12 protein-coding genes and 4 pseudogenes are annotated in these 15,431 nt (G+C 68.9%); 8 read left to right on the top strand and 8 right to left on the bottom strand.

Going from position 1 to position 15,431, the window contains the following annotated elements:
* The first annotated feature begins 14 nt into the window (after window positions 1-14).
* Window positions 15-1,253 (top strand): DUF6357 family protein, encoded by a 1,239-nt coding sequence (locus DNK56_RS15940; RefSeq protein ID WP_111334527.1) that lies wholly within the window; start codon window positions 15-17, stop codon window positions 1,251-1,253.
* A gap of 15 nt (window positions 1,254-1,268) precedes the next feature.
* Here the strand turns inward: DNK56_RS15940 and DNK56_RS15935 are convergent, their stop codons facing one another.
* Window positions 1,269-1,724, bottom strand: a complete 456-nt coding sequence (locus DNK56_RS15935; protein ID WP_111334524.1) for an FKBP-type peptidyl-prolyl cis-trans isomerase — start codon at window positions 1,722-1,724, stop codon at window positions 1,269-1,271.
* 76 nt (window positions 1,725-1,800) lie between these two features.
* The gene (locus tag DNK56_RS15930) at window positions 1,801-2,046 is read right to left on the bottom strand and encodes a hypothetical protein (protein ID WP_241989899.1); all 246 of its coding nucleotides are present in this window, start codon (window positions 2,044-2,046) and stop codon (window positions 1,801-1,803) included.
* 246 nt (window positions 2,047-2,292) lie between these two features.
* Here DNK56_RS15930 and DNK56_RS15925 point away from each other — a divergent pair, with 246 nt between their 5' ends.
* A complete protein-coding gene (locus tag DNK56_RS15925; protein WP_111334132.1) occupies window positions 2,293-4,062 on the top strand; it encodes an IS1634 family transposase in 1,770 nt (589 codons plus the stop codon).
* Window positions 4,063-4,493: 431 nt separating this feature from the next.
* Here DNK56_RS15925 and DNK56_RS34725 read toward each other — a convergent pair whose 3' ends face one another.
* The 3 genes and pseudogenes from DNK56_RS34725 to DNK56_RS36750 form a co-directional block, all read right to left on the bottom strand.
* Window positions 4,494-4,784: a hypothetical protein gene (locus DNK56_RS34725; RefSeq protein WP_146610464.1), complete on the bottom strand. Its 291-nt coding sequence runs from the start codon at window positions 4,782-4,784 to the stop codon at window positions 4,494-4,496.
* A 275-nt stretch (window positions 4,785-5,059) separates the two neighbouring features.
* Window positions 5,060-5,971, bottom strand: coding sequence for an alpha/beta fold hydrolase (locus tag DNK56_RS15920; RefSeq protein ID WP_111334522.1), 912 nt, complete (start codon window positions 5,969-5,971; stop codon window positions 5,060-5,062).
* Window positions 5,972-5,975: 4 nt separating this feature from the next.
* Window positions 5,976-6,521, bottom strand: a pseudogene (locus DNK56_RS36750) (class I SAM-dependent methyltransferase); the annotation flags it as partial.
* Window positions 6,522-6,813: 292 nt separating this feature from the next.
* Here DNK56_RS36750 and DNK56_RS15910 point away from each other — a divergent pair.
* The 3 genes and pseudogenes from DNK56_RS15910 to DNK56_RS15900 form a co-directional block, all read left to right on the top strand.
* Complete coding sequence (locus DNK56_RS15910; RefSeq protein WP_111334519.1) at window positions 6,814-7,263, top strand: hypothetical protein; 450 nt, start codon at window positions 6,814-6,816, stop codon at window positions 7,261-7,263.
* Entirely contained in the window at window positions 7,260-7,910 is a 651-nt protein-coding gene (locus DNK56_RS15905; RefSeq protein ID WP_111334517.1) for a hypothetical protein, read from the top strand. The genes DNK56_RS15910 and DNK56_RS15905 overlap by 4 nt, the downstream gene beginning before the upstream one ends.
* A gap of 3 nt (window positions 7,911-7,913) precedes the next feature.
* Window positions 7,914-10,334, top strand: a pseudogene (locus tag DNK56_RS15900) (putative T7SS-secreted protein); the annotation flags it as partial.
* Window positions 10,335-10,339: 5 nt separating this feature from the next.
* Here DNK56_RS15900 and DNK56_RS15895 read toward each other — a convergent pair.
* Entirely contained in the window at window positions 10,340-11,506 is a 1,167-nt protein-coding gene (locus DNK56_RS15895; RefSeq protein ID WP_241989748.1) for an IS630 family transposase, read from the bottom strand.
* 87 nt (window positions 11,507-11,593) lie between these two features.
* Between DNK56_RS15895 and DNK56_RS15890 the strand changes: the two genes are divergently transcribed.
* Both DNK56_RS15890 and DNK56_RS36745 read left to right on the top strand, forming a co-directional pair.
* Entirely contained in the window at window positions 11,594-11,923 is a 330-nt protein-coding gene (locus DNK56_RS15890) for a hypothetical protein (protein ID WP_111330414.1), read from the top strand.
* 66 nt (window positions 11,924-11,989) lie between these two features.
* Window positions 11,990-12,088, top strand: a pseudogene (locus DNK56_RS36745) (RHS repeat domain-containing protein); the annotation flags it as partial.
* A gap of 29 nt (window positions 12,089-12,117) precedes the next feature.
* Here the strand turns inward: DNK56_RS36745 and DNK56_RS15880 are convergent.
* Window positions 12,118-13,386 carry an ISL3 family transposase gene (locus DNK56_RS15880; protein ID WP_111329909.1) on the bottom strand — a complete coding sequence of 423 codons (1,269 nt, stop codon included), beginning with the start codon at window positions 13,384-13,386 and terminating at the stop codon, window positions 12,118-12,120.
* A gap of 116 nt (window positions 13,387-13,502) precedes the next feature.
* On the opposite strand from DNK56_RS15880, the pseudogene DNK56_RS15875 reads away from it, so the two are divergent.
* Window positions 13,503-13,940: pseudogene (locus DNK56_RS15875) on the top strand (hypothetical protein); the annotation flags it as partial.
* Between the two features lie 278 nt (window positions 13,941-14,218).
* Here DNK56_RS15875 and DNK56_RS15870 read toward each other — a convergent pair.
* Complete coding sequence (locus tag DNK56_RS15870; protein WP_111329449.1) at window positions 14,219-15,382, bottom strand: IS4 family transposase; 1,164 nt, start codon at window positions 15,380-15,382, stop codon at window positions 14,219-14,221.
* Between the last annotated feature and the right edge of the window lie 49 nt (window positions 15,383-15,431).

Here is a 15,431-nt window from a genome sequence, read left to right as displayed (position 1 = left end):
GGAAGACTGAGGCCATGAGAGACATCGTTTTCGGGCGCAGTGGCTGGATACCGAGCGTCGTCCGCCAGGACGGGGAGTTGCGGCTGCTGCTGGGCGCCGGGGCCGACGTCACGCATGCGCCCCGCACGTTCACCTTCCCGGTGCGGGAGGCGCACCTCGCGGTGATGCGGGAGGACCTGGGCCGGCATCTGCTGCTGTGGAGTGCGGTGCTTCCGCTGTGCGACGCCGCCGGGACGCGGGGGCCGCTCGACGAGGACGCCGCCGTCGCGCTGCTCGATCCGATCCTTCTCGCACCCCCGGCGGAGGTCGACGCGCTGTTCCGGCGCGTCCCGTGGGCCAGGGGCACGCTCGTCGCCCACGGCGCCGACCTTGCGCTGCTGGACGAGGGACGGGTCCACGCGGCGATGCGTACGGCGACGGAGACGTCCGACCGGAAGCGGGCCGCGGACGACGCCGCTCAGCGCCGTCGCGCGGCGCGCGGAGTCGCGCTCGGGCCGCTCGACGCCGCGATCCTGCGGTACACGGGCCAGTACGCGCACGGCGCGACGATCCCGAAGCGGCTGCCCGACGCCGTCGACCCCGCGCTGCTGCCCCAGGTCATGCGCGTACTCGCCACCGCCGAGCAGGCGTGCGCCGGCCTGGGCATCGGCCGCGATCCGCGACGGGGCAGGCGCGCCACGGACAAGCAGGACTGGAAGCGGATGGAGGCGGCGGTCGGCGCCGCCGTGCGCGGCGCCCACCCCGGCCTCGCCGACGACGCGGTGCGCACGGTGAGTTTCCTGATGTGCTCGGAGGCCTCGGACCGCGCCAGGGACACGCTCCTGGACGACGGGGACGCCACTGGGGAGCGGGCGGGGACGGTGTTGTCGTTCACCGACGACAAGGAGGTCGAGAAGGTCTGGCGTCCGGGCAGCGGCCTCAGCGCCACCGCCGCCTTCTGGGAGTTCGTCGCCGAGCGCTCGGCCTCGGGCAACCAGGTCTTCACCATCGAGGACGAGGAGCGGGGCGAGGGAGTCCAGGTCCACTTCTACGCGGACTCGGCGGCCCGGATCACGATGGTGCGCGAAGGCACGGACGGCTCCGAACCGGAGTACGGGGTCGAGTACGTCCTGGTCGACGGGATGAGCGGCTACCGGAACCTGGTGGCCGCCTTCGTCCGAGGCGGCTGCGCCGGGCTCGACGGCCTCGGCCCGTGGATATCGGACAACGCCGAGTTCGAGCGGGCACGCCGTCGCCGCGACGCCGCCCGCTAGGGCTGCGCCGCGGGTTCAGGACGAGCGAGGCGTGGTGGCGCCGGGTGCCACGACGGTGAGCAGGTCCACGACGAAGATCAGGGTGGAGTCGGCCGGGATCGCGGCGGAGGGCGACTGCTTGCCGTAGCCGAGGCGCGGGGGCACGACGATCTCGCGTCGGCCGCCGGCCTTCATGCCCCGCACGCCCCGGTCGAAGCCCTTGACGGCCTTGCCGCCGCCCACGGCGAACTTGAACGGCCGGTCCTGCTCCCAGGAGGAGTCGAACTCCCGGCCGGACGCGTACACGACCCCGACGTAGTGCACCTGGACCACGCGTCCGGGCAGCGCCTCGGGCCCGTCCCCGACCACAAGGTCCCGGATCACCAACGCGGCGCCCGCGGCCCCCTCGGGAACCCGGACCTCGGGCTTCCCCGGTCCACTCACCACGACCCCCTCACTCACCGTCGGCCCCTGCCGGCCCGGCGGCCTCATTCGCACCTGCCGGACTCCATTGTCCACGTAGGTGTCCGTGAGCCTCTGCCACGACGCCCCCGGAGCCGGCGCCGTACTACGCACAGAGCCGCTTGAAGCCACTCGCACCCGGCCTGGCACGGAACCTCACCTCGTGCCCGGCGTCGTCGGTGAACACCGCCTCGGTCTCGGACTTCAAGGTCATCGTCCCGTGGTGGGTCGGGTTGCCCCACCCCTCCGGCGGGTTTCCCGAGCCATCGGAGAGCGGCGCCTCCGCCTCAAAGTACGTCGAGCCGATACGGGCCTCGTCGATGCCGCAATGTGTGTAGAGGTCAAAGGGCATCGCCCGAGGAGGAACGCCAGCACCCTCATCAACCGCAGCACAACCCGCGAGCACCCCGCCAACCAACACGAGGACGAGGCCGGTTCGCCCTGCGTTCCGCAGCTAATCGGGGATCCTGGACACGGATGACGGCGTTGTCGCAGGTCACTGGGTTCCGGCCTGGTGGAACAACCGGAATCTCCTAGTAACACGTTCTGCGCGACTTCCCTGTATTGACCTGTGGTGTTGCTGTTAAGGTCTGGAACCATGTACGTACGGGCGACGACGCGGAAGAACAAGGACGGCTCGTCCGTGCGCTATCTGCAGCTGGCGCACAACCAGTGGGACGCTGCCGCCGGCACCTCGCGCCCGCAGGTCCTGCACAACTTCGGCCGCGAGGACCGTCTGGACCGGGCGGCCATCGAGCGGCTGGTCACCTCGCTGACCAAGCTGCTCGAGCCGGCTGCCGCACTGCGGGCCACATCCGGCTCGGAGCTGACGTTCCTGGCCTCCCGCCCGATGGGCGGCGCCCACGCCCTGGACGGCTTGTGGCACCGCATCGGGATCGACACGGTGATGAAGAAGCTCCTCAAGGGCCGCCGCCTGGACCCGGCCGCGGAGCGGGTGCTGTTCGCGCTGGTCGCCAACCGGGCCCTGGCCCCGAGTTCCAAGCTTGCCGCGACTCGCTGGATCGAGCACGACAGCCACATCCCCGGCCTGCCCGCCACCAGCGAGGACGCCTGCTACCGGGCGATGGACTGGCTGCTGACCATCGAAGACAAGCTTGCCGAAGAGGTCTACTGGTCCGTCGCCGACCTCCTCAACCTCGAAGTCGACCTGCTGTTCTTCGACACCACCAGCACCTACTTCGAGACCGGCGAGCCCGACACCCCCGCCGCCCGCGACGAGCACGGACGCCTCCTTCACCCGCAGACCGACCCGGACGCCCAGCCAGACAACCACGATCACGACGGCGACGGCGACGGCGACGGCGACGGCGACGGCGAGGAGAACGTGAAGTCGTTCCGGGCGTACGGCAAGAGCAAGGACCACCGCCCGGATCTTCCACAGGTCGTCATCGGCATGGCGGTCACCCGCACCGGCATCCCGATCCGCGTCTGGTCCTGGCCGGGGAACACCGGGGACTCCGCGCTGATCCGCCAGGTCCGCGAGGACCTGCGGGAATGGAAACTGACCCGGGTTGTCTGGGTCGCCGACCGCGGCTTCGCCTCCGAGAAGAACCGCCGCTTCCTGCAGCGAGCCGGCGGCCACTACATCCTGGGCGAGAAGATCCGCTCCGGCTCACCCGCCGCCCAAGCCGCCCTCTCCCGGCAGGGACGCTATGCTCACGTCGCCGACAACATGCAGGTCAAGCAGGTCCAACTCGACGACACCGCCGACCGGTTCGTGATCTGCCACAACCCCGAACAGGCCAAACGCGACGCCGCGATCCGCAGCGACCTCCTCGCCCAGCTCGGCGAGACGATCGCCGACACCGACAAGCTGAGCGCGACCAAGCGCGCCGAACTGCGCGGCCGGCTGTCCACCAAGCCCGGCCTGAACCGGTTCCTGCGCGTCACCCCGAAGGGGCTGCTGCGGATCGACAAGGCGGCGATCAAGGCCGAGGAGCGCCTGGACGGCAAGTTCCTCCTGCGCTGCAGCGACCCGCACCTGTCCCCGGAAGACATCGCGACCGGCTACAAACAGTTGCTGGAAGTGGAACGCGGCTGGCGCGACATGAAGACGATCATCGATCTGCGGCCCGTCTACCACCGCAAGGAAGACCGGATACGCGCCCATGTCCTGCTCTGCTGGCTCACGTTGCTCCTGATCCGCATCGCCGAGACCACCTGCGGCGACACCTGGCTGAACCTGCGCGAGGAACTCGAACGCATCCACGTCGGCACCTTCACCGGCCCCGCCGGGACCTTCCGCCAGCGCACCGAGACCAGCCCCACCCAGCGCGACATCCTCGCCAAGCTCAAGATCCCCGAGCCCAAGCGCATCATCACCCTGGAACCCGGCACACCCGCCTGACCTGCATGAACGCTCCCGCCTAGACACACGCCGATCCGGCGTGCGCTCTGGCATATCCGCAGGTCAACCCCCAGATTCGTGTACTAGAGCGCCACCTCAGCTGCGGAACTCAGGTTCGCCCAACTCTCCCAATCATGCCCCTCCGACGCCCCGCCGAAGCGACCGGTTCCCCACCTCAACAGTCGTAACGATGGGCGCGCGGCATGTCCGGGCACTCGGGACAGTCGAAGAGGTACAGGCCTTCTTGAGTGAGGTCTTCCGGCAGGCCCCAGCCGGGTTACGCCACCACTCGCGTGGTGTCACCGTGCAAGGCCGGGGAACGAACTCGTCGTCGTACTCGTACGACCCGGCGGGTCCGAAAGGCACCCGGATTTCCTGCCCAAGCGGCTTCCAGTGCCAGCACCTACCGGGACCACTCCACCTCGAACGCGTCACCTTCCCGCCGTGCCGAGGACGACAAGCGCGGCGCCGATCACAATCAGTGTCGTTGGCCCGACATTGCCGTCTCTCTTGTAGACGGTCACGACACCAGCACCGATCATGGCCGCGCCGACACACGTGAGGATCACACGTGAAGAGAGGGTAAGCCGCCCTGAACTGCGGAGAATCAGCGTTTCGCCGGTCGCCCGTTTTTCGAGGGTAGAGACCACCGCGATACGGACCATGGAGCCTTTTGAGCTTCGAAACTCCTGGTCGACGGCTTCACGACCAAGATCCACCATCCGCCCGGAGCTTCGCGTGCCTATCGACCCGCCGTCAGTCGACCTGTCCAGCCTCCCCCTTCGCCTCCTGACTGGACGACTCGCTGCACGGCAAAGGGAGATCGGGAGCGGTGGCAGCGTCGGCTCGACCACCGCCCGCAGCTCGTCATCACGTCCCACGCCTTCCGCCGAGCCGCCCCGCACCCCCGGATCAATCACCCCGGAGTGAGCCAGCCACCTCGAAGATCATTTCGTCAGGAGTTCCAAGGAACCCCTCCCACTCGTGGCTCGCGTCTTCATGGGTGGCTGGCCTGGTTGCGGTTCGCGAGGGCTCGTACCTCGGCAGCTACCGATGTGCGCCGCTCGCGCGGTGTGTCGTGGCCGACGCCGGGCTGGAGGACGAGGCGGGCATCGCGGATCGCCGCGGCGGTGGCCCGGCCTGCGGACGGCTTGAGCAGCGGGTCGTCTGTGCCGTGGAGCACCAGTGCGGGGAGGCGCAGTTCGGCCAGGGACGGTCCGTTCCAGGGGGCGCCGATCTGCCGGGACTGGGCGTCCGGGTCGGCGACGCTGGTGTCCACGTCCGCTGTGATCCGTTCCAGGGCCTCCGCTTCGTCGAACGGGTAGCCGGGTGAGGCGCACAGCCGTGCTACGGCGAGCGCTGCGGCGATTCTGCCCTCGCGGTCTCGGGCGGGTTTGATGCGGGCGAACTTCGCGAGGGTGCCGAGGCGCAGATGGCGGAGGGCTCCCAGCCCGCTGACATCGCTGGGGAGTGCGGCGGAGGAGGTGAGTGTGCGTACCCGGTCGGGGTGGCGCAGTGCGATGCGCTGGGCGATGACGCCGCCGAGCGAGTGCCCGAAGATGTGCGCGGTCTGCCAGCCGAGGGCGTCCATGACGGCGATGGCGTCGTCGGCCATGTCCTCGGCCGTGTAGGCGGCCGTGCGGCGTCCGGAGGCCAGGGCGGCGAATGGGTTGCCGCGTGCTGTGGGCTGGGTGAGTCGGGTGGATTCGCCCGCGTCTCTCTGGTCGTAGCGGGCGACGGCGAATCCGGCGTCGGCGAGGGCTGTGCACAGGTCGTGCGGCCACCAGTAGCGGGAGACGGCCAGCCCCATGACCAGGAGCAGCGGTTCGCCGTCCGTTGCCTCCTGGAGTTGGTCGTAGGCGAGGTCGACTGCCCCGTTGCGGGCGAAGCGACGCGGGGTCCAGGCCATGGAGGGGATACAGCTCTCGGGCGCCCGGGTCGGACTGTGGCTCACTGATCACAGCCAGGCGGAAGCCAGCCGCAGGCGAAGGCGTCGGTCATCGAGTGCAGTGGCCTGCGCCAGAAGCTCATATGTGCGGCCTGCCCCTGCCAGGTGGGTCCATTCCTGGATGTAGTTGGTGGTTGCGTGATAGTCGGGCCAAGGATTTGGATCGCGTAGTCCACGAAGGGATACTGCACCGATGCGATCAGTCGGCCGCCGACCCTGAGCACTCGCCGCATCTCGGCCAGCGTCGGTCCCCAGTCCTTCAGGTAGTACAGCACCAGCGAGGCAAGGACGTCATCGAACGCTGCGTCGGTGAACGGCAGCGGGTCACTCAGGTCGGCCACGTGCAGGTCCGCATGGGCACCCAGACGGCGCCGTGCCAGCTCCCTCTCCCGGTACTGGAGTCGAGGCCAGTGACGAGAGCACCCCGATCACGCAGCGCAGCGAACAGGAGGCCAAAGCCGCAGTCGGCGTCAAAGATCCGGCGGCCAGCCACGTCCCCGGCGGGGGACAGCAAGTCCTGGCGCTGGACGTCGGTTCAACATGCCCCGGGTTCCGGCGTCGTCGCCCAGAGACTCCACCAACGAGCAAAATAGTCGAGGACCGCCTGCCGCACGGCTGTCTGCTCGGTCTCCCCGGGCAACCTGGTGCACACCGATCGGCTTGAACCCCGGGCTGCACACTCACGAGACCAGTCCCTGGTACCCCCACCGACCGAAGGCAGCCATGGGCTTGGAATCGCTGATGGTGGCGGAGGTAGTGCTCTACGGTGTTCGGGGTCGATAGCGAATGCGAACGGGGGCTCCATGGTTGAGGGGACAGCGTTGGCGGATCGGATTGCCGATCAGCGGGCCGGGGTGGGTGATCCGCGGGCGTTGCTGGGGGAGTTTCGGCGGGCTGTGGTGTTGGTGCCGTTGGTTGGTGGTGGGTTGTGGACTGCGGAGTTCGGCGGGGTGCGCTGGGTGTGCGGGTTCACGGACGAGACGGCACTGGCTCGGTTCGCGCGGGGACGGGCTTCTGTTGACGGCGCTGAGGCGGCTGGGCAGTCGTGGGAGTTCGCGGAGTTGCGGGGAGCGCGGCTGCTGGACGAGATCGTTCCGGCGATGGGGGTGCCGGCGGGCGTCGCGGTGAACATCGCTGATCCCGAGGGGTCCATGTTCTTCCCTCCCGTGGCGGGGATCGTGCCGGACGCGGTAGCCGTAGACGGTGAGAACGCGGTGCCCACACGGGGCAGCGACGGGGGGCGTGGGCTGTGAGCGGCGGCGGTACGGGGGATCTGCACGTTGATCCAGGGAGTGTCCAGAAGATCACCAGTGGGCTGCGCGCGACGGTGGACGAGCTGGAGGAGATCGGTTCCGGTACGGGGGCGGCGCTGGGCAAGGGCGTGTCGGGGCTGTCGATGACCGGCATGGAGGCCGGGCATTACGGGTTGTCGGTGACCTTCGGGGACTTCTGTGAGCGGTGGGAGTGGGGGGTGCGGGCGCTGGTCCAGGACGCCAACGCCATCGCTGCGAAGCTGGGTCTGTCGGCGGGGGTGCTGTGGGAGGAGGAGCGGTACATCGAGGGCACGTTGAAGATCGTGGTCAACGCGGGTGTGGGCAATCCGAACGCGTCCGAGGACGACATCGTCAACCAGGGGTGGGGCGAGGTGCTTACCCCGGACTATCTGAGCCCGGATTACAGCGTGGAGTCGTTCGAGCGGGCCGGGGACGAGGCCGGGCAGACCTGGAATGACACCGGTCGGGCGGTGATGACCGAGGGCGTCGGGGGCCTGCACAACGACGTGATGAACAGCCTGCTCGGCCGCGACCAGGAGACCTTCGACCGGGACGTGGACGAAGCGTTCGGCCCTTCCGCCGAGGAGCGGGCCCGGCAGCAGCGGCCTGACGACGGGGGGAACTGATCCATGGGGCTCGGGGATCTTGTCGGCGATCTGACACCGGACTTCATCGAGGATGCCGTCGACGGCGGTAAGAAGTGGGTGGGTGACCGGGTCGAGGACGCCGGGGACTGGACGGCCGACCGGCTGGAGGACGTGGGCTGGGACTCCGGCGCCGACTGGGTGCGCGAACAGTCGCGCTCGGTGGCGAACCGGATGGGCGCCGAGGCCGAGGAGATGGACCTCGGTCAGACGGAGGACAAGAAGAAGCTGGTCTATGGCAGCCCGTCCGAGATCCGCTCGACCGCCACGCACCTGAAGAACCTGCGGAGCTCGCTCGACAAGGTCGGCGACGGGCTCAAGGGGCTGGACGCCTCCGAGCTCAAGGGGCAGACGGCGGACGCGTTCCGGGAGTCGGTGTCTGTGGAGCCGCCCCAGTGGTTCAAGGCCGCCGACGCCTTCGAGAAGGCCGCGGGCGCGCTGGATTCGTTCGCCGGTACGGTCGAATGGGCCCAGGGCCAGGCTCAGTTGGCGATCGACAAGTGGAAGGCGGGCACCAAGGCCTCCGAAGAGGCGATGGACGCCCACAAAGAGAGGTGCGACACCTTCAACAAGGCCGTCGACACGTACAACGCCCTGCCCGCCGACAAACGCGACCCGTCCACGCTGCCGCCCCGGCCCGGTGAGTTCACCGACCCGGGCAAGGCGCGCATGGAGGAGGCGCAGCAGCTCCTCGCGGAGGCCCGTACGCAGCGCAACACCGCGGCGGAGACCGCCCGCACCGCGGTGGCCGCCGCACGGGACGCCGCGCCGGCGAAGCCGAAGTACGCCGACCAGGTCGCCGACGGGCTCGCCGAGACTCAGTTGATGAACACCCACTTCGTCGGCGGGGTCGCCAAGGGCACGGCCGGGCTCCTCAACTTCGTGCGCACCGTCAACCCGATGGACCCGTACAACATCACGCACCCCGCCGAGTACGGTCTCGCGCTGAGCAACACCGCCGCCGGGCTCGTCCAGGTCGCCAACGACCCCTGGGGCACGGGCAGGCAGATGGTCACCGAGTTCATGAAGGACCCGGCCGAAGGGCTCGGCCGCCTCGTCCCCGACCTCGTCCTCACCGCCGCGACCGGCGGCGGAGGCGCCGCGGTCAAGGGAGCCAGGACCGCGAAGGAACTCGCCGACCTCGCCCAGGACGCGAACAAGGCCCGCCGCCTGATCGACGACGCCCCCGAAGGCACCCACAACCGCACCCCCGAGGAACGCACCACCAAGGGCACCGACCCGGTCGACCTCGCCTCCGGCCGCATGTTCCTGCCCCAGACCGATGTGGTCCTGCCCGGCGTGCTGCCGCTCGCTTTCACCCGCCGCGTCGAGTCCGGCTACACCGCAGGCCGCTTCTTCGGCCCCTCCTGGTCCTCCACCGTCGACGAACACCTGGAAATCGACGCCAACGGTGTCATCCACGTCACCGACGACGGCCGCCTGATCACCTACCCCCACCCCGTCCCAGGTCTCCCCACCCGCCCCGAGACCGGCACCTCGCGCAACGTCCTCAACCGCGACGAGACCGGTGACTACACCGTAACCAACCCAGACAACGGCCTCATCTGCCACTTCAACGCACCGCACGGGGTGAAACCCGGTGGGGACGGCACCGCCTGGCTCGGTGAGATCGCCGACCGCAACGCCAACACGATCACCTTCGACCGCACCGACGACGGCACACCCCTCGCACTCGTCCACTCCGCCGGCTATCACCTGAAACTGGCACTGACAGACGGACTCGTCACAAGCCTGGCGCTGCTCGCCCCCACGACGAACGAGAACGGACTGACGCCCGCCGATCCGGGCACGATCATCCCCCTGCGCACCTACGGCTACGTCGACGGCAACCTCACCACCGTCACCAAACCATCCGGCGCCGCCCTCACCCTTGCCTACGACGAACGTCGCAGGGTCACGGCCTGGATCGATTCCAACAACAGCCGATACAGCTACGCTTACGACGGCCTCGACAGGTGTGTCGCTGAGGGTGGCGAAGCGGGACACGTGCAACTCACCCTTGAGTACGGTGCCCGGAATCCAAACACTGGCCATCGCACAACCACCCTCAGCAGCGCCTCCGGACACACCACTCGCCACCTGATCGACGACGGCTGCCGCGTGCTGGCCACCACTGACCCGCTGGGCCACACCACCCACTTCACTTACGACAACGACGGCAATCTCCTCACTCGCACCGATCCGCTCGGCCGCACCACCGCCTTCGCGTATGACGAGAAGAACAGGCTGGTCAACGTCGCCCGCCCGGACGGCAGTGAACTGAGCGCCGCGCGCAACGCGGACGGCTTTCCGACGGAGTTCATCGGCCCTGACGGCTGCCGTCGACAACAGGAGTTCGACGAACGTGGCAACCGCTTAGTGGTCGGCTCCGTAAGTCCTTCGGGGGTTGATCATGGTGCCGGGGCGGCGGAGGATTCTTCGTGTCGGCCGGCGGGGTGCTGGTCGAGTCTGGCCAGCAGATCGTCCAGGTCGGAGGTGGTGAACTTCCACTGGAACGGCTGTGCCGTGGCGTTGTAGCGGTCTTCGAATTCTCGGAGCCGGTCTGTGACCTGGGTGAGGTCGGTGAAGTCGTTGGGCGAGACGACCTTGCGCTGGACGACGGAGAAGTAGATTTCCACTTGGTTCAGCCAGGAGGCGTGCACCGGGGTGTGGACCAGGACCGCGTTCGGGAACGCGTCCGACAGTCGGTCGGCGGCCTTCTTGCCGCGGTGGGAGGAGCCGTTGTCGACGATCCAGAACACGCGTTTCGCGCTGGCGTAGGGCTCGCGGGTCATGACCTGGGTGACCAGGTTCATGAACGGGGTGATGCCGGTGGTCGGCTCGCAGCGGCCGGACACTTTCGCGGAGTGGACGTCGTAGGCGGCCAGGTAGGCCAGGGCGCCGCCGCGCCGGTAGGTGTGGTTCACGCGCATCGCGCGGGCCCGGCCGGGCGGCAGGGTCGGATGACAGCGGCAGCGGGCCTGGATGGAGGTCTTCTCGTCCGCGCTGATGACGTACTCGTCGTCGCCGAGCGGGACGCCCCGCCAGGTACGGGCATACAGGTCCAGTACACGCTCGGCCTTCGGGCGGAAGTCCGGGTCGGTGACGAAGATCCAGGATTGGTACTGCCACGGTTTGATCGCGTCGTCGCCCAGCCAGCGACGGACAGTGGAGGCGGAGATCGAGCTGGCGATGGACCGGGCGACGACTTCGCGGGCAAGCTCCGGGCACGACCAACGCGCCAGCGGCACCCCTGTCTCGGCGGGCAGCCGGCAGGCCAGAGCCTTGACCTGGGCGGCCTGGAGCGCGGTGAACGAGGGGGGCCTGCCCGACCGGTCGAGGTCGCCCAGCCCGGCGAGCCCGTGCTCGGCGAACCGGCCGCGCCAGCGGCGGACCGTGTCCAGATGCAGACCCGTCTCCCGGGCGATGCGCGCGTTGGCGCGTCCGCGCGCCGCGTGCAGCACCACCTGCGCGCGCATCCGCAGCCGGTACTCGGTCTTGTGGCCGTAGGCCATCAGCTTCAGTCGCTCGCGCTCGGCGGCGCGCAGGGTGATCGTGCGGGCGACGGCAACAGGCAATGCAGGCGGGCCAATCCGGAGAAGTGGATCACAACAGGCCGAAGCTTGCCGTATCCGGTCCGTGGCCCCTCGGGCAGGATGGGCGCCATGCCCACGCCCTCGGAACACACCCGCCTCTCGCTGGAAGCCCGCCTCGGCGAGCAGGCCCGCGCCGTCTGGCCCCAGATTGCGCAGTTGCATGTCCGACACCGCGGAGCGTTCGCCTACGTGGAGGCCGAACTGGCCGACGGCGAACGGGTCAAGCTGATGCGACTGCGCTACACCGGCACCGTCAGCAAGAGGTGGGGCTTCGCCCCCTACTACGCCAGTGGCGACCGCTACGAAGACTCCCTGCTGCCCACCGGCAGCCCCACCGGCACCCCCGCGGAGGCGCTCGACTGCGCCTGCGAGCTCCACATCGCTGCAGTCGACATCTGACCCACTACCAGGCACAACGCCGGATCCGAAGTCAACCCCCGAAGGACTTACGGAGCCGACCACTTAGCGGTCTCCGACCCGGCAGGACACACCACTCGCTTCGCCTACGATGCCCACGGACGGCTCACCTCCGTCACTGACGCTCTCGGCGCCGTCGTCACAGTGATTTCCGGCTCTCCTGTCGGATCCGTGGGTCATCGGTTCGCGGGTTGACGTCCTGGTAGGTGGGGTCGGTGTCCGCCGAGGCTGAGCATGGCGAGGGCGATGAGGGCGGTGGGGTTCTTGAAGCCGAAGGCGATGCGGGTGATGAGCCGGATCTTGGTGTTCATCGATTCGACGAGTCCGTTGGACAGGCCGTGCTCGGCCGCTGCGGTGATCGCGTCCCAGTGCCGGACGATGGAGCGTTGCAGGTCGACGAAGGCGTCGATGCGGCAGCGGCGGGCCCACAGCACCCAGTCCCACAGAGCCTCGGGGGTGTCGGTGCCGGACTTCAGGGCGAGACGGAGTCCCTCCTTCAGGAGGTAGGCGCGGTGGAGGACGGGATGGGCCTTGGCGACGAACTCCAGCTGGGAACGCTGGTACTGCGTGAGATCTTCGGGGTTCTTCCACAGCGCGAAGCGGGCCTTCTTCAGCGACTTCGATCCCGGCGTGGCCCGGCCCTTGCCCTTGCGCTCGGCGTTCCAGACCTCACGGCGCACGACGTCCAGGGCGTCGGTCGCCCACTTCACCGTGTGGAAGGGGTCCATCACGCGCACAGCGTCGGGGCAGTGTGCGGCAACCGGGCCGGTGACCCAGTCCGCCGCGTCGGCCGACACATGCGTGATCCCCGCGGAGCGTTCAGGGCCGAGGAGGTCGAAGAACTTGTTCAAGGTGGCCCTGTCCCGCCCGGGTTCGGCCCACAGCAGACGGCCCGAATCATGGTCCACGACGACAGTCAGGTACTTGTGCCGCTTCTTGTAGCTGATCTCGTCGATCCCGATCCGCCGCAGTCCGGCCAGCCGGTCGGCCTGCGCCTCGGCATCCGACCAGACCCGGGCGACCACGGCGCCGACCGTGCGCCATCCGATCCGCATCAGCCGGGTGACGGCCGTCTTCGAGCAGCAGGTGGCCAGCCAGGCGGCCTGCGCGTCGAAGGCGTAGGTGTGGCCGGCCCGGTGCCGGGCCCAGGGCACCGCCGCCACGGTCACCCCGTGCTCGGGGCAGGACACCCGCGGCGCGTCGGCCTCGATGAACGCCTTGAGTACCCCGACGTCCAGGGCCCGCCAGCGACGGCGTCCCTCTCCGGCGTCGTACTTCGCCGCCTTGCGGCCGCACACCCCGCACCGCTGCCGCCGTCCCCGAGCCGGACGGGCATGAGCGACGATCACCAGATCGTCGCCGCTGTCGGCCTCCTCGGCCTCGACCTGCTCGATCACCGTCTTTTCGACATCGAGCAGCCTGGCCCATATCCTCGTGTTCCGCACGCCGTACCTGGTTCTTCCGTTTCGTACCTTCAGCAGTCGAAACGTACTCCGGGTGCGGCGTGTTCTGCGCATACCCCCAGGTCAGCGACCCACGGAAGCGACAGGAGAGCCTGATTTCCGACGCGGCGGGGCTGCCGTTAGAAGTCACCGATCCAGTGGGCGGCAGAACCCGCTACGAGCGCGACGCCCTCGGCCGGCCTGTCCGCGTCACAGACCCAATGGGCGCGGTGACTCAACTCCAGTGGACTGCGGACGGTGAACTGGCCTGCCGTATAGGACCGGACGGCGGAACCGAAGCGTGGACCTACGATGGCGAAGGCAACCGCACAAGTCATACCGACCCCATGGGCCAGGTCACCAGCTTCGAATACACGCACTTCGAGCTGCCGATGGCGCGCACTGGCCCGGACGGCGCTCACTACGAATTCGACCATGACACCGAGCTACGGCTGACGCGGGTCACCAACCCCCAGGGATTGACCTGGTCCTACGCCTACGATCCGGTCGGCCGATTGATCTCCGAAACGGACTTCGACGGTCGCACTCTCACCTATACCCAACGTCGCTCTATTAGATGGCCGTCGCCATGTCTTTGAGTGTCGGTGACGTCGTTTCCTGCGGGGCGAGTTGCAGGGGTCTCGGCTTCGCCCGCGGCTTGCGTGGTCGTCGTTCTTCGGGGAAGAGCGAGAGGCTGATCGTGTGGGTGACCTTGGTGGTGGCGGGCTCGTCCGGTTTGAGGGTGCGGTATCCGGTGGTGCTGCGTTTGGTGGCGCGGGGTGCGGCACGTCCGGGGCGGGGACGGACGGCCTCGCGGGTCAGGTCGGCCTGGATGTCACGGATCCTGGCGGCCAGTTGCCGAGGGGGGAAAGTCCGCGCCGACGGAACGTCGGGCGGCGGCGAGGGTGTTCTTGAAGCTGATGTGCGAGACGGGGAGGTTCGCGTGGTGGGCGGCGTCCACGGCCAGGTCGTGTACGGCCTGGTAGACGCAGAGCATGGCCCACAGTTCCTGCTCGACCATGGCGGGACTGTTGGACCGGAGGGTCGCGGTGCGTCCTCCCCGCTGTTCGATCTTGATGTGCTTGAAGATCGTCTCGCTGGTCCAGCGGGCGGTGTACAGCTCTGCCAGCTCTGCGGCGGGTGCCGCCTCGGGGTCCAGGAGCGTGGTGATCAGGCAGAACAGCTCCGAGGTCTCCTCACTGTCGCCGTCCGCGCCGATCGTGGTGGTGACCACGGTGTACTCCACGGCGCGCACGGTGATCCGGGCGCCGCGCGGCCCGTTCAGGCGGGTGAGGAAGGTGCCGTCGGCCAGAACCTCATGCGGCCGCAGGGTGAAGGAATCCGAGACCCGCCACAGGAGTTCGGCCCCGGTGACCGCGGCTGCCCGCCACAGCTCATAGGCTGGAAAGCCCCGGTCGGCCATCAACAGGATGCCTTCCCGCAGGTGCACCAGGAGGCGGGCGGCCAAGGTGCGCTCGCCGACGGCGAAGGAGTCGAAGACCGCACCGATCAACGCCTTCGTGCCGCACTCCACCAGCGCGAGGAGCCTCACCTGCGGGTACGGTCCAGGCCGATTTCCGTTGGAGGCACGGGTGTAGGCGGCAGCGTTCGCCTCGCTGTCAGGAACGTCCAGCAGTGTGCCGTCCATGGAGGTCAGCCGCAGCCCGCGCCAGAAAGCCCCCGGCGTGGCCGCAGTGCCGGTGCAACCGGCGACCCGGTCGAAGAGCAGTCGCAGCGGCCCCGCACCCAGCCGGGCCCGCGCCGTTGTCAGAGACCCCGTGCGCGCCGGACGCCACACCTCCCGCGCCCGGCGCGGCCAGTGCTCCACCAACTCCCGCAGCACCAGGCCGTATCCGTCACCGCTGAACAGCCACATCGTCAGGACGAAATACACCATCAGCCGGGCCGGCAACGACCGGGTCCGCTCCTCGCGCGCCCCCGCCTCATCGACCACGAAGTCGACCAGCTCGGGCGTGAACGTACGCGACAGCACCCCCATCCGGACCCGCTCCGGGTACGTCTCACCAACTATGTGATCTCTCGGCACA

The sequence above is a fragment of the Streptomyces sp. AC1-42W genome (genome assembly GCF_003248355.1).
Lineage (GTDB): Bacteria > Actinomycetota > Actinomycetes > Streptomycetales > Streptomycetaceae > Streptomyces.
This window is presented reverse-complemented; position numbering and strand designations above follow the sequence as displayed.